Annotated in this window: 18 protein-coding genes and 2 pseudogenes; 7 read left to right on the top strand and 13 right to left on the bottom strand. The window is 64.3% G+C overall.

Going from position 1 to position 17,885, the window contains the following annotated elements:
- The first annotated feature begins 24 nt into the window (after positions 1 to 24).
- Both mutM and mutY read left to right on the top strand, forming a co-directional pair.
- Entirely contained in the window at positions 25 to 855 is an 831-nt protein-coding gene (gene mutM, locus AB3X86_RS02280; protein ID WP_368594769.1) for a bifunctional DNA-formamidopyrimidine glycosylase/DNA-(apurinic or apyrimidinic site) lyase, read from the top strand.
- A gap of 7 nt (positions 856 to 862) precedes the next feature.
- Positions 863 to 1,996, top strand: a complete 1,134-nt coding sequence (mutY, locus tag AB3X86_RS02275) for an A/G-specific adenine glycosylase (RefSeq protein ID WP_368594768.1) — start codon at positions 863 to 865, stop codon at positions 1,994 to 1,996.
- Positions 1,997 to 2,017: 21 nt separating this feature from the next.
- Here the strand turns inward: mutY and AB3X86_RS02270 are convergent, their stop codons facing one another.
- From AB3X86_RS02270 to kdsD, 11 genes are all read right to left on the bottom strand, one after another.
- On the bottom strand, positions 2,018 to 2,653 hold the full coding sequence (locus tag AB3X86_RS02270; RefSeq protein WP_013088324.1) for an LON peptidase substrate-binding domain-containing protein: 636 nt from the start codon (positions 2,651 to 2,653) through the stop codon (positions 2,018 to 2,020).
- A gap of 39 nt (positions 2,654 to 2,692) precedes the next feature.
- Positions 2,693 to 3,586, bottom strand: coding sequence for an RNase adapter RapZ (gene rapZ, locus AB3X86_RS02265; RefSeq protein ID WP_041734268.1), 894 nt, complete (start codon positions 3,584 to 3,586; stop codon positions 2,693 to 2,695).
- A 98-nt stretch (positions 3,587 to 3,684) separates the two neighbouring features.
- Complete coding sequence (gene hprK / locus AB3X86_RS02260; RefSeq protein WP_008921706.1) at positions 3,685 to 4,653, bottom strand: HPr(Ser) kinase/phosphatase; 969 nt, start codon at positions 4,651 to 4,653, stop codon at positions 3,685 to 3,687.
- Between the two features lie 80 nt (positions 4,654 to 4,733).
- Positions 4,734 to 5,249, bottom strand: coding sequence for a PTS sugar transporter subunit IIA (locus AB3X86_RS02255; protein WP_083421008.1), 516 nt, complete (start codon positions 5,247 to 5,249; stop codon positions 4,734 to 4,736).
- Positions 5,250 to 5,590: 341 nt separating this feature from the next.
- Positions 5,591 to 5,947, bottom strand: a complete 357-nt coding sequence (raiA, locus tag AB3X86_RS02250) for a ribosome-associated translation inhibitor RaiA (RefSeq protein WP_008921708.1) — start codon at positions 5,945 to 5,947, stop codon at positions 5,591 to 5,593.
- A gap of 170 nt (positions 5,948 to 6,117) precedes the next feature.
- Positions 6,118 to 7,635 (bottom strand): RNA polymerase factor sigma-54, encoded by a 1,518-nt coding sequence (locus AB3X86_RS02245; RefSeq protein ID WP_176110653.1) that lies wholly within the window; start codon positions 7,633 to 7,635, stop codon positions 6,118 to 6,120.
- A 192-nt stretch (positions 7,636 to 7,827) separates the two neighbouring features.
- Complete coding sequence (gene lptB, locus AB3X86_RS02240) at positions 7,828 to 8,604, bottom strand: LPS export ABC transporter ATP-binding protein (RefSeq protein WP_368594997.1); 777 nt, start codon at positions 8,602 to 8,604, stop codon at positions 7,828 to 7,830.
- A 17-nt stretch (positions 8,605 to 8,621) separates the two neighbouring features.
- On the bottom strand, positions 8,622 to 9,293 hold the full coding sequence (gene lptA / locus AB3X86_RS02235; RefSeq protein ID WP_368594767.1) for a lipopolysaccharide transport periplasmic protein LptA: 672 nt from the start codon (positions 9,291 to 9,293) through the stop codon (positions 8,622 to 8,624).
- Between the two features lie 39 nt (positions 9,294 to 9,332).
- Positions 9,333 to 9,920, bottom strand: a complete 588-nt coding sequence (gene lptC / locus AB3X86_RS02230) for an LPS export ABC transporter periplasmic protein LptC (RefSeq protein WP_368594766.1) — start codon at positions 9,918 to 9,920, stop codon at positions 9,333 to 9,335.
- Positions 9,917 to 10,477, bottom strand: a complete 561-nt coding sequence (locus AB3X86_RS02225; protein ID WP_176109614.1) for an HAD family hydrolase — start codon at positions 10,475 to 10,477, stop codon at positions 9,917 to 9,919. Before AB3X86_RS02225 ends, lptC begins: the two co-directional genes overlap by 4 nt.
- Positions 10,477 to 11,460: an arabinose 5-phosphate isomerase KdsD gene (gene kdsD, locus AB3X86_RS02220; protein WP_368594765.1), complete on the bottom strand. Its 984-nt coding sequence runs from the start codon at positions 11,458 to 11,460 to the stop codon at positions 10,477 to 10,479. The genes AB3X86_RS02225 and kdsD overlap by 1 nt, the downstream gene beginning before the upstream one ends.
- A 205-nt stretch (positions 11,461 to 11,665) precedes the next feature.
- On the opposite strand from kdsD, the gene AB3X86_RS02215 reads away from it, so the two are divergent.
- The 5 genes from AB3X86_RS02215 to purU all read left to right on the top strand — a co-directional run bounded on the left by AB3X86_RS02215 (position 11,666) and on the right by purU (position 17,019).
- Positions 11,666 to 13,663 (top strand): cation:proton antiporter, encoded by a 1,998-nt coding sequence (locus tag AB3X86_RS02215; protein ID WP_368594996.1) that lies wholly within the window; start codon positions 11,666 to 11,668, stop codon positions 13,661 to 13,663.
- 81 nt (positions 13,664 to 13,744) lie between these two features.
- Positions 13,745 to 14,311, top strand: a complete 567-nt coding sequence (locus AB3X86_RS02210) for an adenine phosphoribosyltransferase (RefSeq protein WP_018434674.1) — start codon at positions 13,745 to 13,747, stop codon at positions 14,309 to 14,311.
- Between the two features lie 159 nt (positions 14,312 to 14,470).
- Positions 14,471 to 15,085 carry a LysE family translocator gene (locus AB3X86_RS02205; RefSeq protein ID WP_176109611.1) on the top strand — a complete coding sequence of 205 codons (615 nt, stop codon included), beginning with the start codon at positions 14,471 to 14,473 and terminating at the stop codon, positions 15,083 to 15,085.
- A 71-nt stretch (positions 15,086 to 15,156) separates the two neighbouring features.
- Positions 15,157 to 16,068, top strand: coding sequence for a DUF4743 domain-containing protein (locus AB3X86_RS02200; protein ID WP_368594764.1), 912 nt, complete (start codon positions 15,157 to 15,159; stop codon positions 16,066 to 16,068).
- Positions 16,069 to 16,149: 81 nt separating this feature from the next.
- Positions 16,150 to 17,019 (top strand): formyltetrahydrofolate deformylase, encoded by an 870-nt coding sequence (purU, locus tag AB3X86_RS02195; protein ID WP_176125056.1) that lies wholly within the window; start codon positions 16,150 to 16,152, stop codon positions 17,017 to 17,019.
- Between the two features lie 58 nt (positions 17,020 to 17,077).
- Here purU and AB3X86_RS02190 read toward each other — a convergent pair.
- Both AB3X86_RS02190 and AB3X86_RS02185 read right to left on the bottom strand, forming a co-directional pair.
- A pseudogene (locus AB3X86_RS02190) lies at positions 17,078 to 17,410 on the bottom strand (PepSY domain-containing protein); the annotation flags it as partial.
- Positions 17,411 to 17,530: 120 nt separating this feature from the next.
- Positions 17,531 to 17,751 (bottom strand): annotated as a pseudogene (locus tag AB3X86_RS02185) (PepSY domain-containing protein); the annotation flags it as partial.
- Positions 17,752 to 17,885 lie beyond the last annotated feature (134 nt).

Genomic DNA, 17,885 nt, shown 5'->3' with positions numbered 1-17,885 from the left:
ACGCAAGTAGCAGACCAATCAGCCATGCCAGAGTTGCCAGAAGTCGAGGTTACCCGACGAGGGATCGAACCGTATGTGTCCGGGCGCAAGGTTGAGCGCGTCGACGTGCGGACGGCCGCGCTGCGCTGGCCGATTCCGGCCGACCTTGCGAAAACCTTGCGTGGCCATGTGGTGCGCAAAGTCGAGCGACGCGGCAAGTATCTACTGTTCGAAATCGACGCAGGGTGGTTCATCGTGCACCTCGGCATGACGGGCACGTTGCGCGTTTTGCGTCATGTGCCGCATCCGCCTGCCGCGGCGAAGCACGATCATGTCGACTGGATCTTCGACGACTTCATCCTGCGCTACCGTGATCCGCGCCGCTTCGGCGCGGTGCTGTGGCATCCGCGCGAGGAAGGCGACGTCCTCGAGCATCCGCTGCTCGCGAGCCTTGGCGTCGAGCCTTTCTCGCCGGCGTTTTCGGGCGCGCTGATGCATCGGTTGACGCGCGGGCGCAAGGTGTCGGTGAAGCAGGCTTTGCTGGCAGGCGAGATCGTGGTCGGCGTGGGCAACATCTACGCGTCGGAAAGTCTCTTTCGCGCGGGTATCCGGCCGACCACCGCGGCCGGCCGCGTGTCGCTCGTGCGTTATGAACTGCTGGCCGATGCCGTGCGCGTGACGCTCGCCGCCGCGATCGACAAGGGCGGCAGCACGCTGCGCGATTTCGTCGGCAGCAATGGCGAAAGCGGATATTTCCAGCTCGACTACTTCGTCTATGATCGCGCGGGCCTGCCATGCCGTGTGTGTGCAACGCCAATCAAACAGATCGTGCAGGGACAACGCTCCACGTACTTCTGTCCCACTTGCCAGCGCTAGATTCTCGATGCCTTCCCGCCTGACTCCAACGACCGCCGCGCGTTCCAGCGCGTCCGACACCACGCCCGCATTCACGCCGATACCCGATTTTTCCTCGCGCCTGATCGCATGGCAGCGCCAGCATGGCCGCCACGATCTGCCGTGGCAGAACACGCGGGACCCGTATCGAATCTGGCTGTCCGAAATCATGCTGCAGCAGACCCAGGTCTCGACGGTGATTCCGTACTACGCGAAATTCCTCGCGCGTTTCCCGGATGTCGCCGCGCTCGGCGCGGCGACATCCGATGACGTGATGGCCCTGTGGGCCGGCCTCGGCTACTACACGCGCGCCCGCAATCTGCATCGCTGCGCGCAAGTCGTCGTCGAGCAGCATGGCGGCGCGTTTCCCGCGTCGGTTGATGAACTCGCCGAGTTGCCCGGCATTGGCCGCTCGACGGCCGCGGCGATCGCGTCGTTCGCGTTCGGTGCGCGCGCGACGATTCTCGATGGCAACGTAAAGCGCGTGCTCGCGCGCCTGTTCGGCGTCGAAGGTTTTCCGGGCGAGAAGAAAGTCGAGAACGCAATGTGGACGCTCGCGGAATCACTGTTGCCGTCGAATGCGTCGAAGGCGGAGGTCAGCGCCTACACGCAGGGCTTGATGGATCTCGGCGCGACCTTGTGCGTGCGCGGCAAACCCGACTGCACGCGCTGTCCGTTCGCGCCGGACTGCGTCGCCAACGTCACTGGACGTCAGCGCGAATTGCCGACCGCGCGCCCGAAGAAAGCGGTGCCTACGCGCCGCACGTGGATGCTGGTGCTGCGCGACGGCAACGCGGTGATGCTCGAGCGGCGTCCGCCGTCGGGCATCTGGGGCGGTCTGTGGAGTCTGCCCGAAGCCGCCGACGAAGCGAAGCTCGCCGAGCGGGCACGCGCGTTCGGCAGCGACGGTGAGGTGTCGGCGCTTGCGTCGTTCTCCCACGTGTTCACGCATTTCAAGCTCGACATCGAACCGCGGCTTGCCGAACTCGATCGCGGTGTCGGTGCTCTGGCCGCGCTCAACGATGCGGACACCGCCTGGGTTGCGCTCAGCGATCTGGATTCGTTCGGCGTGCCGGCCCCGGTGCGCAAGCTGCTCGCCAGCCTGCATGGTTCGTTGATCTAGCGGAAGGACGACTTCAGGATTTCACAGCAACTGATGCTGCTGCATGTAGTGATGCACGACGTCGATGCGCGCGCCGGCATCGGTCAGTTCCATCAGCTTTTGCCGCGCGCGCAACGCGATTGGCAGCACCTCGGCGAGACGGTTGGACACCCACGACGGATCGTCGAGCCGGAACGGTTCCGCGAACGGCAGGCTGTCCGGATCGCGTTCGCGGATCGTCGCGATGATCCGCTCGAGCACTTCCGCGCACGCGCCGAATTTGGCCAATAGCTCGTTGCCTTCGAGCGGCAGGTCGTCGGCGAGCGGCTCGGCCATGCCGACCAGCAGGCCGCTCGCTTCGACGCGATGCGACAACAGACGAAAGCGCTTCGTGCCGCGTGCGCGAATCAGCAACATGCCGAATGCCTCGACGTCGCACTCGTCGATTTCAGCGAGACAGCCGATCGTTTCGGGCACCGAAGGTTCTTCCTCACGCGCGACTTCGGCGCCGCTTTTCAGCATGCACACGCCGAACGGTGTTTTTTCCCGCAGGCAGTCACGCGCCATGTCGAGGTAGCGCGCTTCGAAGATTTTTAGCGGCAGCAAGCCATCGGGAAATAGCACCGTATGCAGCGGAAACAGCGGCAAATCGGCGTACACAGTAGGCGTAGAGGACATGGCGCAACGCTTCGGGTTAAGGCCGCGCGATGCGGCCGGTTAAGCCACTAGCTTCGATGATTCGCCGACGTCGACCGGCGCATCACGGTGCCGCACGATCACATTCGCCGATGTCGCGAGACGCGCGGCAAGCGTCTCCGCGATGAATACCGAGCGGTGCTGGCCGCCCGTGCAACCGATTGCGACGGTCAGATAACTGCGATTGTCGTCGCGGAAATGCGGCAGCCACTTGGACAGATACTTCTCGATGTCGTCGATCATCTCGTGGACGACCGGCTGCGCATCGAGAAAATCCATCACCGGTTTATCGAGCCCGGTGAGCGGCCTCAATTCATGATCGTAGTATGGGTTCGGCAGCGTGCGTACGTCGAATACGAAATCCGCGTCGAGCGGTACGCCGCGCTTGAAACCGAACGACTCGAACATCAGCACGAGCCCCGCGTCCTCTTGCTCGATGAAGCGTTTGACCCATGCGCGCAGCACGTTCGCGCGCAGATTGCTCGTGTCGATCTGATGGCCGAATTCGGCAAGTCCCGCGACCAGTTCGCGCTCGCGTTCGATCGCTTCGGCGAGCGACGTGAGCAGGCCAACGTCCGCGTCGTGCGCGGGCGAGCCGGACAACGGATGGCGGCGGCGCGTTTCGGAAAAGCGTTGAATCAGCGACTGCGTGCTCGCGCTCAGGAACAGCACGCGCACGTCGTGCGAGCGCTTGAGGTCGCGGATCATCGCGGGCATTTCGTCGAGCGACGAACCGGAGCGCGCGTCGATCGCGACCGCGAGACGGTCCTGGCCGTCAGCGGCGAGGTAGGTGGCGAGTTGCTGCAAAAAACGCGGCGGCAGATTGTCGACGCAGTAATAACCCGCGTCTTCGAGCGCGTTCAGGGCAACCGATTTGCCGGAGCCGGAGATACCGGTGATCAGGATTATGCGCATGGAGTCGTCGAAAGCGTAGATTTCATCATAGCATCTGGCCTCCATGCGCGTGCCCGCGTCCTGCCTTCCGCGGGCGCTTCATGGCGCTGTGATCGGCTTCAGATCAGCTTGCCGGGAAACTGGCTATCGGGATCCTGCATGGCGAGACGTTGCCGATCCATGAAATCGCGCAGCGTGTCAATACCGCGCAACTGCAGGATGGTATTGCGCACGGCCGCTTCGACCAGCACCGCGAGGTTGCGGCCCGCGGCCACCTGGATCGTCACCTTGCTGATCGGCAGGCCGAGCACGTCGACGGTCTGGCTTTCCAGCGGCAGTCGCTGGAATTCACCGTCGGGGCGGCGAACCAGTTGCACGATCAGCTTTAGTTTCATTTTCCGGCGCACCGCCGTTTCGCCGAAGATCGTCTTGATGTCGAGCAGACCGAGGCCGCGCACTTCCAGCAGGTTCTGCAGCAGCGGCGGGCAGCGTCCTTCGACGAAGTCGGGGCCGAGGCGCACGAAGTCGACCGCGTCGTCGGCGACGAGACCATGGCCGCGGCTAATCAGTTCGAGGCCGAGCTCGCTCTTGCCGAGACCCGAGTCGCCGGTCAGCAGCACACCCATGCCGAGGATGTCGAGAAAAACGCCGTGCAGCGTCGCGCGCGGCGCGAGAATGCGCGACATGTAAAGACGCAGACTATCGATCACCGCCGCCGCCGATGTCGGCGTCGTGAACAGCGGCGTCGACGAGCGCGTGCAGCGCAGCACGAGCTCAGGCGGCGCCGCGACGCCGCCCGCGACGACGAGAAACGGTGGCTCCAGCGCGATCAGCTCGGCCATGTGGCGCGAGCGGTCTTCATCGGTCTGACGTTTGTAGTAGTCGATTTCCGCATCGCCGAGCACCTGGATCCGGTTCGGGTGGATCAGGTTCAGGTGGCCGACGAGGTCGGCGCTCGACGTGGCATTGGCGACCGATTCCGAAGAGAAGCCGCGCTCCCAGCCTTCATGCCCCGTGAGCCAGCTGAGCTTCAGCATGGCGGCGTTGTCGTCGAAAATGCTCTGGGCGTTGATGCTGGACGTATCCATGAGTCAGTGACTCCAGTGTTAGCCGCTTGCCGGGCCTTACCTGCGTGTGCGCGCGCGTATGTACTACCGCCGCCATTGCCTCAAGGTTGCCACTGAGTAAGCAGGCGATGCAACGATTCGCGGTCTTCTTCAGTGTGCAGCCGCTCGCGGGCGTCGCGATCGGACAGCAATTGCGCGATCTCGGAAAGAATTTCGAGGTGCTGTTGAGTGGCCTGCTCGGGGACGAGCAGGAAGATCAGCAGCGAGACCGGCTGGCCGTCCGGCGCTTCGAAGGGGATGGGTTCCGCGAGTCTGACGAATGCGGCGAGCGGTTGCTTGAGGCCCTTGATCCGTCCATGCGGAATCGCGACGCCTTCGCCGAGCCCGGTCGAGCCGAGTCGTTCTCGCGCAAAAAGATTGTCTGTGACGGTACTGCGGGCGATGCCGTTCTGGTTCTCGAAGATCAGGCCCGCTTGCTCGAACACGCGTTTCTTGCTGGTGACCGATAGTCCGATGACGACGTTCTCGAGGGGAAGAAATTTGGCTAAACGATTCATGTTGACAGGCGAAAACGTGGCCTGAGTTCTCCCCACCGGGGCGGTTGAGTGACGTTCCATTCGTTCGATGCTGGCGAAGACGGACGGTGAGAGTCGATCGGGAAAGCGTGAGATTTCGACCGGCCGTACTTCATCAGAACTGGCTTGACCCCGATGGTAACCGGAACATTATAGAACAGGGTGACAGCCGATGGTGCGGCGCGCCATCTATGCATATCAGGTTTTTCACCGCTTGCGGCGCGGAATATGTCGCGCTGCGCAAACGTCTGCGCGAATGTTTGAGCCTGGCCTCGGCGAGGGCGCACCGCGCAGAGCGCGCGCCGGGCGCTGAAACGAAAAACCGCCCAGTTGCGGGCGGCTTGACGAGTCCCAGAGAAATCAGCAATTCGCTCGAGTTTCTCCTATTGCGGCGGCACGTCCAGTTGCGGCGCCGGCTGATACTTGATCGCTTCGTGCTGATGCCCTTGCAGACGATCCTTGTGGCGTATCACCTGTCTGTCGAGCTTGTCGATCATCAGATCGATCGCAGCGTACAAATCACTGTCACAACTCTCGACGAAAATATCCTTGCCCTTCAGGTGGAGGTTGATTTCCACCTTTTGACGCTTCTCCTTTTCCTTATGGTTGTCGACCGAGAGGACCACACTGCCGTCGATGACCTGATCGAAATGTCTTAGCACCCTGTCCAGTTTGGTGATCACGTATTCGCGCAACGCAGGCGTTACTTCGAGGTGGTGTCCACTGATCTTGAGATTCATAGTGCTTCTCCAAGCTAATGGCCGCTTGGTCCGCACAATGACAAAGGTCCGGTCGATCTGACGGCTTGCCTGTGTCGCCCCCCGGTGACGGACATCTGGCAGGTCGCAGCGGCCGGCCTGTCCGCCAGGTGCGGAGCGGCCGGTAAATGCCCGCTGCAAAACGCGGCGAGCTACAGAGACTTGCGCAGGTTGACTGCCGGGATTTTGAGCGCCTCACGGTATTTCGCAACGGTACGACGTGCGACCACGAAGCCCTGTTCCGCCAGCAGTTCGGCTATGCGACTGTCTGAAAGTGGCGATTTCGGGTTTTCCGCTCCTATCAGTTGTTTGATCAGCGCGCGAATGGCCGTGGAGGAGGCCGCGCCGCCGGTGTCCGTCGAAACGTGCGAGCCGAAAAAGTACTTGAATTCCAGCGTCCCGAAAGGGGTAAGCATGTATTTACCGGTTGTCACACGCGAGACAGTCGACTCGTGTAGGCCCAGCGTATCAGCTATTTCCCGCAAAACCAAGGGGCGCATGGCGATTTCGCCGTGCACAAAAAAGCTCTTTTGACGCTCGACAATTGCCTGCGCAACTCGCAGGATCGTCTCGAAACGCTGCTGGATATTTTTGATCAGCCAGCGTGCTTCCTGCAGTTGCTGGCGCAACGAACCACTGCCCGGATCGCCGCGGTTATTGCGCAGAATATTCGCGTACAGATGGTTAATCCGCAGCTTCGGCACGACCTCGGGATTCAGCTCCGCCTGCCAGCCCTGTGCCGTTTTGCGCACCATGATGTCGGGCACAACGTAGTCCGCTTCGGCCTTGCCGTAGGCGGCGCCCGGAAATGGTTCGAGCGAGCGGATCAGCACATGCGCGTCGCGCAGATCGTCGTCGCTGGCCTTCAGGTGCTTGCGCAGCCGCGTGAAATCGCGCGCGGCGAGCAACTCCAGGTAATGGCCGACAATGTCTAGCGCAAGCGTGCGCGTGGGCGATGGCTCGAGCCGCAGCAACTGCAGCTTCAGACATTCGGACGCGGACCGCGCGCCGACGCCGGGCGGGTCGAAGCTATGCAGCAGCGCAAGCGCGGCGTTCAGTTCGTCGACATCGACTTCGAGTTCTTCGGGCAGGTCGGCCAGCACTTCTTCGAGCGTGGCGGCGAGATAGCCGTCGTCGTCGAGCGATTCGATCAGGAACGTGATGAGCGCGCGGTCGCGCTGGCTCGCCTGGGTGACACGTAGTTGCGCCATCAGGTGGTCGCGCAGCGATGTGCTCGATTCGTGGATTTGCAGCGGGGGCAGGTCGTCGTCGTCGGACGCGTTGCCGGAGCGGCCGTAGTCGTCGAGGTTCCACTGTGACGTGTCGCCGCCGCCGTCGCCCGAAAGGCCGTTGTATTCATCGACACCCTGCGGTTCGCCGCTTTCGGCTCGCTCGCCGCTGCCCTCGGACGATGCCGAACCGTTTCCGGCCATCGGGTCGGCCGGCGCCGAGGAGCCCGGTGTCTGGGCGATCACGGAACCGTCGGCCGCAACCCGCAACGGGCTCGCAATCCACTCGTCTTCGTTTTCGAGGAGTGGATTCTGCGAGATCGCCATGGCGACTTCCTGCTGCAATTCGAGCGTCGACAACTGCAGCAGCCGGATGGACTGTTGCAGTTGCGGCGTCAGCGCAAGATGCTGCGATAGGCGGAGTTGGAGGCTGGCTTTCATGGCAAGTTGAGATTCATTGTAGAGAGTTTGCCACGACCGCGATACCTTGCGGCACACGCAATTTTTGGGTACGCCGAAATGGCGCGCCGCCCGGCGCCAGCCTGCGCCGTCTGACAACGAATGTGCGGGTGCCGCAAAATTGGCGCCGCGGCCGGCCGCGCGCGCTCGCGTGGCCGGGGACGCCGTGTGTGCTTACATGCGGAAGTGCTCGCCCAGATAGACGCGCCGCACGCTTTCGTTTTCGATGATGTCGCTAGGCGCGCCGGCGGCCAGCACGCTGCCGTCGCTGATGATGTACGCGTGATCGCAGATACCCAGCGTTTCGCGTACGTTGTGGTCGGTAATCAGGACGCCGATATTGCGCTGCTTCAAGAACTTGACGATTTTCTGGATTTCCAGCACCGCGATCGGGTCGACGCCGGCGAACGGTTCGTCGAGCAGGATGAAGCTCGGATTGGTTGCCAGCGCGCGCGCAATTTCAACCCGCCGACGCTCGCCGCCTGACAGCGACAGCGCCGGATTTTCACGCAGATGCGCGATCTGAAGCTCGTCGAGCAGCGCTTCGGTGCGCGACGTGATCGCGTCTTTGCCGAGGCGCTTGCCGTTTTCGTCATGCTGCAGTTCCAGCACCGCGCGAATATTCTGCTCGACGGTCAACTTGCGGAACACCGACGCTTCCTGCGGCAGATACGACAGGCCGAGCGAAGCGCGCTTGTGAATGGGCAGAAGGCTGATCGACTTGCCATCCAGATCGATTTCGCCGGCGTCGAGCGGCACGAGGCCGACGATCATGTAGAACGACGTGGTCTTGCCGGCACCGTTCGGGCCGAGCAGGCCGACCACTTCGCCGCTTTTCACGTCGAGCGACACGTCCTTGACGACCGTGCGCGAGCCATAGCGCTTCTTCAGATTGCGCACGGCCAGCGAACTACTGGTGCCGGCCGGCTTGCGATGGGGGAGCGGCGTGATGGTGCTGCTTACGGTGCTCACTGGTTCGGCGCTCCCTGGATCGAGTTGGACGGCGTGAGCGTGGCCGACGCGCCGGTCAGCGGCGCGGCGCCCGCATTGCGCGGCGACAGCATTGCGCGCACGCGGCCGGTGGGATTGCCCGGACCGGCGACGTCCTTGCCCGCCTTGGCGGTGTAGAAGTCGTTCTGGCCGTCGTAGGTGATCACGCTGCCGTGTACCTGGTCGAGCAGCGTCGTCATGCTCTGCAGGCGGCGCACCGTCGCGTTGGTGGTCAGCGTGGTCAGATCCTGCTTGCCGTCGTAATCGATACGGATGGCCGTACCCTCGATGTATTCATCGAGCCCTTCGCGCTTCTGGCGGAAATACGACAGATTGTTGCCGCTCGAGGTGCCGGTCGCGAACTGGTAGCCCTGCGGGTCTTGCGACACTTCGACGCGATCGGCCTTGATCAGGATCGTCCCTTTGGTCGCCACCACGTGGCCGGTAAAGATGCTGACCTGCCGCAGGTCGTCGTAAGTCATGTTGTCAGCTTCGATGTTCAGCGGCTTGTCCTTGTCGGCGCGGTCCGCGTGCGCGAGCGGCGCGAAGCCGACGAGCGGCATCGCGACGACGAGCGCAGCGAGTGCGGCGCGGCACGCGGACAGCGCGCGCGAACGGCCGGTATCAAAACGGGGGAGCGATTCGTTCATGCAGTCACGCCTGGAATGGATTACCCGGTATGCGTTGGCTTAGTGGCCGGAATCGGACGCGGCGATTGCGCCTCTTACATTGCCGAACAATTGCATAAACCGGGTGACATTGTTGTATTTCATGCCGCTGGCAGTCATCACCGACATGCCGCGCTGAAGTTTAACTGGCTTTTCAGTCTCGATCACATCGTCGTTGACGAGGACCCTGAAATGCTCGGAATCAGCCTGCATCTGCGGATCGCCGCCGCCGGGCGCGCGCAGGATGCGGGCGTTCTGGTACAGATTGACGATCGACGCATCCGCGTTGACCGTGCCGGTATCGCCGGTCGCAGTGACGATCGGCTTGCCGGGCTGGAACGCGCGCATCGCCGGTTTGACGAGGTCGCTCATTTCGTCGTCCTCGTAATGGATCAGCGACTGCGCAGTCAGCCGGTACTGCGTCGCGCCCGACTGGTCGAGCTCGGACACCGAGAAGTTGTCCGCGAAGTAGTCCGGCGTGTGCTCTTTCGGGCGCACCTCGTTGTCGGTCTTGCTCGGCAACGTGGCTTGCAGCAGCCACCACGTGATGCCGGCGAGCGCCGCCATCGCGATGAGCGGGATCAGCGAAGTCAGGCGAAACTGGTTCATCCCACGAGGCCCCGTTGCTCGCCGCTGCACGCCGCCGCAAGCAGTGCTTCATATTTGTGCTGCGCGCGCAGCAGCGTATCGACCACTTCCCGTGCCGCGCCGTGGCCGCCGCGCGCCTCGCTGACCCAGTGCGCACGCGCGATCACTTCGGGATGCGAATTGGCCGGCGCAGCCGCGAAGCCGACGCGCAGCATTACCGCGAGATCGACCCAGTCGTCGCCCATGTAGCCGCATTCCTCGGCGGTGAGGCCGGTTTGCCGCAGCAGGTCGGCGAACGCCTGCGGCTTGTCCTGCACGCCCTGGTAGACGTGCGTGATGTTCAATTCTTTCACCCGCGCAGCCACGATGCCGGACTGGCGCCCGGTGATGATGGCCGTTTCGATGCCGGCCTGACGCAGCAGCTTCATGCCGTGACCGTCCATCGAGTTGAAGCCTTTCATCGTGTCGCCTTCCGCCGTGAACAGCAGGCCGCCGTCGGTCAGTACGCCGTCGACGTCGAAAATCATCAGCTTCACGCGGCTTGCGCGTTCGGTAGCGGTAGGGGGAGCAACTGCCATCAGATCACCTTCTTCGAAAACAGGTCGTGCATGTTGAGCGCGCCGATTAGCTTTCCCGATTCGTCGACGACCAGCATCTGATTGATGCGATAGCGCTCCATCAGTTCCACGGCTTCGACCGCGAGTTGATCCGGCCCGATCGTGCGCGGGCTCGCGGTCATCACCGAACCGATCGGCAACTGGCGAAAATCGCCGTCGCGTTCGAGCACGCGGCGCAGGTCGCCATCCGTGAAGATGCCCGTCACACGGCCTTTATGGTCGACAACCGAGGTCATGCCCATGCGTTTTGCGGTCAGCTGGAAGAGGGCATCGCTGACGGTTGCCTCGGGTGTGACCTGCGGCAACTGGTCGCCGGTGCGCATGACGTCGCGCACGTAGGTGAGCAGGCGTCGGCCGAGCGCGCCGCCCGGATGCGAGCGCGCAAAGTCGTCGCGGCCGAAGCCGCGCGCGTCGAGCACCGCGACAGCGAGCGCATCGCCGAGTGCGAGCGCGGCGGTGGTGCTGGCGGTGGGCGCGAGATTCATCGGACAGGCTTCCTTCGCGACGCCGGAATTCAGATGCACGTCCGCGAGTTGCGCGAGGCTGGAGCCAGGGCGGCCCGTCATCGCGATCAGCTTCGCGCCGATCCGCTTGATGAGCGGCAGGATCGCCATCAACTCTTCGGTTTCACCCGAATTGGACAGCGCGAGGAAGACGTCGTCGGCGGTGACCATGCCGAGGTCGCCGTGGCTGGCTTCCGCCGGATGCACGAAGAACGCGGGTGTCCCGGTGCTTGCCAGCGTGGCCGCCAGCTTGCGGGCTATGTGGCCTGATTTGCCGATGCCGGAGACGACCACGCGCCCACGGCAACCCAGGATGAAATCGACCGCGCCGACAAAACTGCCGTCGAGCTGGTCGCGAAGCGCGCGCACGGCGTCCGCTTCGATGTCGAGTACGTCGCGAGCAAGCGTGAGTGCCCTGTCGCCATTGATTTTCGCTATCATGCGCGGAGTATAGCAAAGGCGCCTGTTCGCCGCGCCGGGCCTGCTGTGCCGGGCCGCTGTCTTCGTCGGCCTGTCGATAGTCTCATTTGCAGCTGCTTTGCCGCTCTTTAGCAGCTTTTTGCCGGCCCTATCCATCATGTCGCACGGCGTTCTCGTGCGCGGTTCCGCTGACGAACGAGGACGCTTCACCCATGCGTTTTTGCCGATGATTTCCCCGCTCGAGATGACGCTGTTTCTGCTGCTGGCATCGGTGGCGGGCGTGGTGATCTTTCGTTTCCTGAATCTGCCGCCGATGCTCGGCTATCTGACGGTCGGCATCGTCGTCGGGCCGCATGCGTTCGGGCTGATCCCCGATTCGGCGGGTGCGCAGAACCTCGCGGAATTCGGCGTCGTGTTCCTGATGTTCTCGATCGGGCTGGAGTTTTCGCTGGCCAAGTTGCGCACGATGCGCCGGCTCGTGTTCGGACTCGGCTTGCTGCAGGTGATCGGCACGGTCGGGGTGGCGGTGTCGCTCGGCTTCGTGCTGCAGCGCTGGGTGCATATCACGTGGCAGGCGTGCGTCGCGCTGGGCGGCGCGCTGGCGATGTCGTCGACCGCGATCGTCAGCAAGATGCTGGCGGAGCGGCTCGAGATCGAAACCGAGCACGGCCGCAATATCTTCGGCGTGCTGCTGTTCCAGGATCTCGCGGTGGTGCCGCTTTTGATCATCATTTCGGCGCTCGGCGGCCGCTCGGAGAATCTGGCCAGCGCGCTCGGCATCGCGGCGATCAAGATCGTCGTGGCCCTCGCGCTGCTGCTGATCGTCGGCCAGCGCTTCATGACGCGCTGGTTCAACGTGGTCGCGCGGCGCCGCTCGCAGGAGCTGTTCATCCTCAACCTGCTGCTGGTTACGCTCGGCGCCGCGTTCATCACCGACAAATTCGGGCTGTCGCTCGCGCTCGGCGCGTTCATCGCCGGCATGCTGATCGCCGAGACGCCGTACCGGCATCAGGTGGAAGAGGACATCAAGCCGTTTCGCGACGTGCTGCTCGGGCTCTTCTTCGTGACTACCGGCATGCTGCTCAATCCGCGCGTGATCTGGGAGCATCCGCTCGTCGTGCTGGCGTTTCTCATCGGCCCGGTGCTGCTGAAGATGGTCATGATTACCGGCCTCGCGCGGCTTTTCGGCGCGACGCCGGGCGTCGCGATGCGCACCGGTATCGGTCTCGCGCAGGCGGGCGAGTTCGGCTTCGTGCTGCTGAACCTGATCCTCGACCGGCATCTGGTCGACGCGACGCTGTTGCAGACGATTCTCGCCGCGATGCTGCTGTCGATGCTCGCCGCGCCGTTCATGATCCAGAACGCGGACCGCGTCGTGCTGCGGCTGTCGTCGACCGAATGGATGATGCAGTCGTTGCAGATGACACGCATCGCGACGCAGAGCCTGAAGCAGAGCGGCCACGTGATCATCTGCGGCTATGGGCGCGCCGGGCAGAACCTCGCGCGCATGCTCGAGCATGAAGGGCTCTCGTATGTCGCGCTCGACCTCGATCCCGACCGTGTCGCGGCGGCCGCGGCGGCCGGTGAATCGGTCGTGTTCGGCGACGCGGGGCGGCGCGAGTCGCTGCTGGCCGCGGGCCTGCATCGCGCGGGCGCGATCGCGATCACCTACGCGAACACGCCGTCGGCAATGCGGGTGCTGCACAACATTCACGAGATGGAGCCGACGCTGCCGGTCATCGTGCGTACCGTCGACGACGCCGATCTGGAGAAACTGCTCGCCGCCGGGGCGACCGAGGTGATTCCGGAGATCGTCGAGGGCAGCCTGATGCTCGCGTCGCATACGCTCGTCGTGATGGGCGTGCCGATGCGGCGCGTGGTGCGGCGCGTCGAGGAGATGCGCGACGAACGCTACTCGCTGTTGCGCGGCTATTTCCACGGCGCCGACGACATCGACGACGACGACGGTCACGAGCAGGTGCGGCTACAATCGGTGCCGGTCGACGAGAGCTCCGACGCGGTGGGCCGTACGCTCGCCGAGGTGGGCCTGTACGAACTCGGTGTCGAAGTGACCGCGATCCGCCGGCACGGCATCCGCGGCGTCGAACCGGACCCGTCGACGAAATTGCGCGCGAGCGACATCGTGGTGCTGCGCGGTCTGCCCGAGCAACTGGCGCAAGCCGAGGAGCGGCTGTCGCAGCATCGCCGCGCCGCCGCGGCCTGAACCCGTGAACCTGGCCCGTTCTGGCGGGCGGCCCTGATTCAAGCATTTCACCGGACCTGTCGAGGTCCATCCGGAGACATCATGTCCAACGCGCTCGCGAGCGCGCCGCTCGATGCGGCCGACTACATCAGAAGTCACATTCGCACGGTGCCCGACTGGCCGCAGCCGGGCGTGCAGTTCCGCGACATCACGCCGCTCCTGCGCGAGCCGAAGTCGCTGCGCGTGCTGATCGACCTGTTCGTGCAGCGCTATATCGATGCGAAGCTCGATTACATCGCCGGGCTCGATGCGCGCGGCTTCATCATCGGGCCGATCGTCGCGCACGAGCTGAGCATCGGCTTCATCCCGATTCGCAAGGCGGGCAAGCTGCCGTACAAGCGGATCTCGCAATCGTATGAACTGGAATACGGCACCGCGACCGTCGAGATTCACGAGGATGCGTGCGAGCCGGGCGATCGCGTCGTGATCATCGACGACCTGATCGCGACCGGCGGCACGATGATGGCCGGCAAGCTGCTGCTCGAGCGGCTCGGCGCGGTCGTCGTGGAAGGTGCGGCGATCGTCGATCTGCCGGACCTGGGCGGTTCGAAGCTGCTGTGCGAGGGCGGGCTTGCGCTCTATACAGTGACGAGTTTCGGCGGTCACTGAACCCCGAGGCCGTTACGGCGTGCGCCGTGACGGTCAGGTTTCTCGCCGTACGAGCAGTTAAAGTCGCACAGGCTCCGTTGGCCGCACAAGGCCAACCGGGTTCAACGACATGGCTCACCGCCAGGGCTCACCAGCCGCCCAACCCAGAAGGCCACCACGATGCCCAATTTCCTGCTGTTTCTCGCCACTTCGATTGCGATCACCGTGGCGCCCGGCCCGGACAATCTGCAGGTGCTCGCGCGCGGCATCTCGCAGGGCCGCGCGGCCGGCCTCGTCGCCGCGCTCGGCTTTGCCGCCGGCATCACGTTTCATACGACGCTCGCGGCGCTCGGCGTCGCCGCGCTGCTGCGTTCGTCGCCGCTCGCGTTCGAAGCGATCAAGCTCGCCGGCGCCGCGTATCTGGTGTGGATCGGTATCAAGGCGCTGCGCAGTCAGGGGCTCGCGACCGCGCACGAGCGTGCGCCGCAGCCGCTTTCGGCTGTCTTTCGCCAGAGCGTGCTCGGCAATTTGATGAATCCGAAGGTCACGCTGTTCTTCGTCGTGTTTCTGCCGCAGTTCGTGCAGCCCGGCGGCGCGCAGAGCGTGACCGTGCAGATGCTCGAGCTCGGCGCGCTGTTCATGCTGCAGACCGTCGTGGTGTTTTCGCTGTTCGGCGTGTGCGCGGGGATCATCGGCAGCTGGCTCAGACGGCGGCCGCGTGTCGGCCTGTGGCTCGATCGCGTGGCCGGCGCGACGTTCATCGCGATCGGGATTCGCGTCGCACTGCGCGACTGACGCGCGTCACGCAACCCGTCCGCTTCCGCTTTGCCAGGTTCGCCACGACGGCGGACGTTTTGGAGTTTTCGATGACTTTGCGTTGCATCACCGCCGCGCGCCGCTTCGACGCGAACGCGCATCGGCCGTTTCTGATCGGCGCCGAACAGGTCGGCTGGATTCGCGAGCGCGACGTTCCGCTGCTCGCGCGCTGGCCCGACGTGTTCGAGATCGCGAACGACGGCGTGACGCTCTCCGCCACCTTCGATAGCGTCCATCTGCGCAGCGCGGCGCTCGCTTCCGTGATCGGCGCGCTCGCCGCCGATGGCCGCATCCCCGGCTGGCGCAACGAAACCTACGCGATCCGCAATGCGTTCGACGCGCCGCCGCTCGCGTATATCGAGCGCGCGGCATCGCGCTTCTTCGGCACGATGACGTACGCGGTGCATCTGAACGGCGTCGTAGAATATGCGGAAGGCGGAGCGCCCTTTGGCGGAGCGCCCTTTGGCGGAGCGCCCTTTGGCGGTGCGCCCTTTGGCGGAGCGCCGCAATTGTGGATCGCGCGCCGCAGCGACACGAAGGCCACCGACCCCGGCATGCTCGACAATGTCGTCGCGGGCGGGATAGGCTGGGGCTTCGGTATCGCCGAAACGATCGTCAAGGAGTGCTGGGAAGAAGCGGGCATTCCAGCGGAGATCGCGGCGTGCGCGGTCGCGGGCCGCACCGCGCACGTGCTGCAATCGCTGCCGGAAGGCACACAGGCCGAGCAGATCTTCATCTACGACCTCGCGCTGCCCGCCGACTTCGCGCCGCGCAACCAGGACGGCGAAGTGGGCGAACACCGGCTCGCGCGCGTCGACGAAGTCGCAAGCTGGATCGAGGAAGGCGCGCTAACCGTCGACGCCAGCCTCGCGACGCTCGATTGCCTGCTGCGCCGCCGCTGGATCGACGAGGACGCGTGCGAGGGCATCGACGCGCTGTTCGCGCCGCCGCCGCTGGGCTAACCGAGGCTCATCGGTCGGGCCCGCCCCGCAGCCAGTACCACTGAAACAAACCACGCATTGAAGAAGGGAGTCACCGAGGTCATGTCGACCGATCACAGCTTTATCCTCAAACTGTCGTGCGCCGACCGGCCCGGCATCGTTCACGCCGTGTCGGGCTTTCTGTTCGAGCGCGGCAGCAATATTCTCGACTCCGCGCAGTTCGGCGACAGCCGCACCGGCGAGTTCTTCATGCGCGTGCATTTTCAACAGGTGGGCGGCGATCCGGGGCTCGACGCGCTGCGCGCGTCGTTCGTGGCACTCGCCGAGCAGTTCGGCATGAGCTGGGAGCTGCACGACGCGAACGTGAAGCCGCGCGTCGTGATCATGGTGTCGAAGATCGGCCACTGCCTGAACGATCTGCTGTTTCGCTACCGCACCGGTCAGCTGAACATCGACATCCCGGCGATCATCTCGAACCACAAGGAGTTCTACCAGCTCGCCGCGAGCTACGACATCCCGTTCCATCACTTCCCGCTGCTCGGCGGCACGCCCGAAGCGAAAAACGCGCAGGAAGCGCGCGTGCTCGAAGTGATCAGCGAGCATCAGGCTGACCTCGTGGTGCTCGCGCGCTACATGCAGATTTTGTCGCCGAACCTGTGCGAGGCGCTCGCCGGACGCGCGATCAACATCCATCACTCGTTCCTGCCGAGCTTCAAGGGCGCGAAGCCGTACTACCAGGCGTTCGACCGCGGCGTGAAGCTGATCGGCGCGACGGCTCACTATGTGACGACCGATCTCGACGAAGGTCCGATCATCGAGCAGGAAGTCGAGCGTGTGGACCACAGCATGACGCCGGAACAACTGACGGCGATCGGTCGCGACGTCGAGTGCGTGACGCTCGCGCGTGCGGTGAAGTGGCACGTCGAGCATCGTGTCGTGCTGAACGGCAGCAAGACGGTGGTGTTCCGCTAAAAATTGCACCGCTAACACCGCGCCGGTCGAGGCCGGCGCGGTCCTTTCCCCGCTTGCGTTACGAACGCGCTGCCGCACACCCCGTGCTTTTCCCGAGATTCGCGTCTTGCGCGGAACGGCGGCGCGCGCTCAGCTTCTTCAGCCAGATCAGCAGGCCCGTGACGCTCAGCACGGCCACCGCTACCCCCACCGCGCTGATCAGAACCCGCCCGCCGAGTCCGAGAATGCGCCCCGAATGCAGCGGATACTGCATCTGCAGAAAGATGTCGCCGGCCGCGCCCTGGCCGGGAATCCGCGTGGCCAGTCGCTTGCCGGTGGCGGCGTCCCAATACATCCACGGGTTGCCGAGGCCGGTGTCGCCGTGGTCGTTGCCGGTCCCTGGATCTCGCCGGTGACGGGATCGACGGCGATCTGGTTGAAGTCGAGCGGATAGGGCTGCTTCGTTGCCGGGTCGGTGCGCGGCAGCACCATCATTTGCAGCGCGTGACCCGGTTCGACCTCGAGCGGCAGATAGGCCACCCGAAGACGCGGATCGGCGGCTTCGACGCGATTCGCCAGTTCGAGGCCGGGCAGCGTCGGCCCAGCCGTGCGAGCCAGGTAGAACGACGGATTCAGCGCGGCATCCAGCTCGTGGTCCCACGCGATGATCGCACCGGTAAGTCCCGCGACGAACAGAAACAGTGCAGTCGCGACGCCGAACAAGCGGTGCACGCGGACAAGCTGGGGTCTCATGCGCGAGCCAGACGGAATCGCGGGCGGGAAATTCTTGGGGGTTGGCGCGTTCGGCCGCAAGTTTCCTGTCAGCAGCCGACGACGGTGCCGCGTCGCGGGAAGCAAAAAAAAAAAGCGGCGCCGAAGTGCCGCTT

It is taken from the genome of Paraburkholderia sp. BR14374, assembly GCF_040948685.1.
GTDB classification, from domain to species: Bacteria; Pseudomonadota; Gammaproteobacteria; order Burkholderiales; family Burkholderiaceae; genus Paraburkholderia; species Paraburkholderia youngii.
The sequence above is the reverse complement of the archived record's forward strand: the minus strand, read 5'-3'. Positions and strand labels throughout refer to the sequence as shown.

What these genes read in the sequence shown, in the direction of transcription:
- mutM (WP_368594769.1), top strand. Translation starts at nt 25, where the DNA reads ATGCCAGAGTTGCCAGAAGTCGAGGTTACCCGACGAGGGATCGAACCG.
- mutY (WP_368594768.1), top strand. Translation starts at nt 863, where the DNA reads ATGCCTTCCCGCCTGACTCCAACGACCGCCGCGCGTTCCAGCGCGTCC.
- kdsD (WP_368594765.1), bottom strand. Translation starts at nt 11,460, where the DNA reads ATGATAGCGAAAATCAATGGCGACAGGGCACTCACGCTTGCTCGCGAC.
- AB3X86_RS02210 (WP_018434674.1), top strand. Translation starts at nt 13,745, where the DNA reads ATGTCCAACGCGCTCGCGAGCGCGCCGCTCGATGCGGCCGACTACATC.
- lptC (WP_368594766.1), bottom strand. Translation starts at nt 9,920, where the DNA reads ATGAACCAGTTTCGCCTGACTTCGCTGATCCCGCTCATCGCGATGGCG.
- AB3X86_RS02205 (WP_176109611.1), top strand. Translation starts at nt 14,471, where the DNA reads ATGCCCAATTTCCTGCTGTTTCTCGCCACTTCGATTGCGATCACCGTG.
- purU (WP_176125056.1), top strand. Translation starts at nt 16,150, where the DNA reads ATGTCGACCGATCACAGCTTTATCCTCAAACTGTCGTGCGCCGACCGG.
- AB3X86_RS02255 (WP_083421008.1), bottom strand. Translation starts at nt 5,249, where the DNA reads ATGGAACGTCACTCAACCGCCCCGGTGGGGAGAACTCAGGCCACGTTT.
- AB3X86_RS02215 (WP_368594996.1), top strand. Translation starts at nt 11,666, where the DNA reads ATGATTTCCCCGCTCGAGATGACGCTGTTTCTGCTGCTGGCATCGGTG.
- AB3X86_RS02270 (WP_013088324.1), bottom strand. Translation starts at nt 2,653, where the DNA reads ATGTCCTCTACGCCTACTGTGTACGCCGATTTGCCGCTGTTTCCGCTG.
- AB3X86_RS02245 (WP_176110653.1), bottom strand. Translation starts at nt 7,635, where the DNA reads ATGAAAGCCAGCCTCCAACTCCGCCTATCGCAGCATCTTGCGCTGACG.
- lptA (WP_368594767.1), bottom strand. Translation starts at nt 9,293, where the DNA reads ATGAACGAATCGCTCCCCCGTTTTGATACCGGCCGTTCGCGCGCGCTG.
- rapZ (WP_041734268.1), bottom strand. Translation starts at nt 3,586, where the DNA reads ATGCGCATAATCCTGATCACCGGTATCTCCGGCTCCGGCAAATCGGTT.
- raiA (WP_008921708.1), bottom strand. Translation starts at nt 5,947, where the DNA reads ATGAATCTCAAGATCAGTGGACACCACCTCGAAGTAACGCCTGCGTTG.
- AB3X86_RS02200 (WP_368594764.1), top strand. Translation starts at nt 15,157, where the DNA reads ATGACTTTGCGTTGCATCACCGCCGCGCGCCGCTTCGACGCGAACGCG.
- AB3X86_RS02225 (WP_176109614.1), bottom strand. Translation starts at nt 10,477, where the DNA reads ATGGCAGTTGCTCCCCCTACCGCTACCGAACGCGCAAGCCGCGTGAAG.
- hprK (WP_008921706.1), bottom strand. Translation starts at nt 4,653, where the DNA reads ATGGATACGTCCAGCATCAACGCCCAGAGCATTTTCGACGACAACGCC.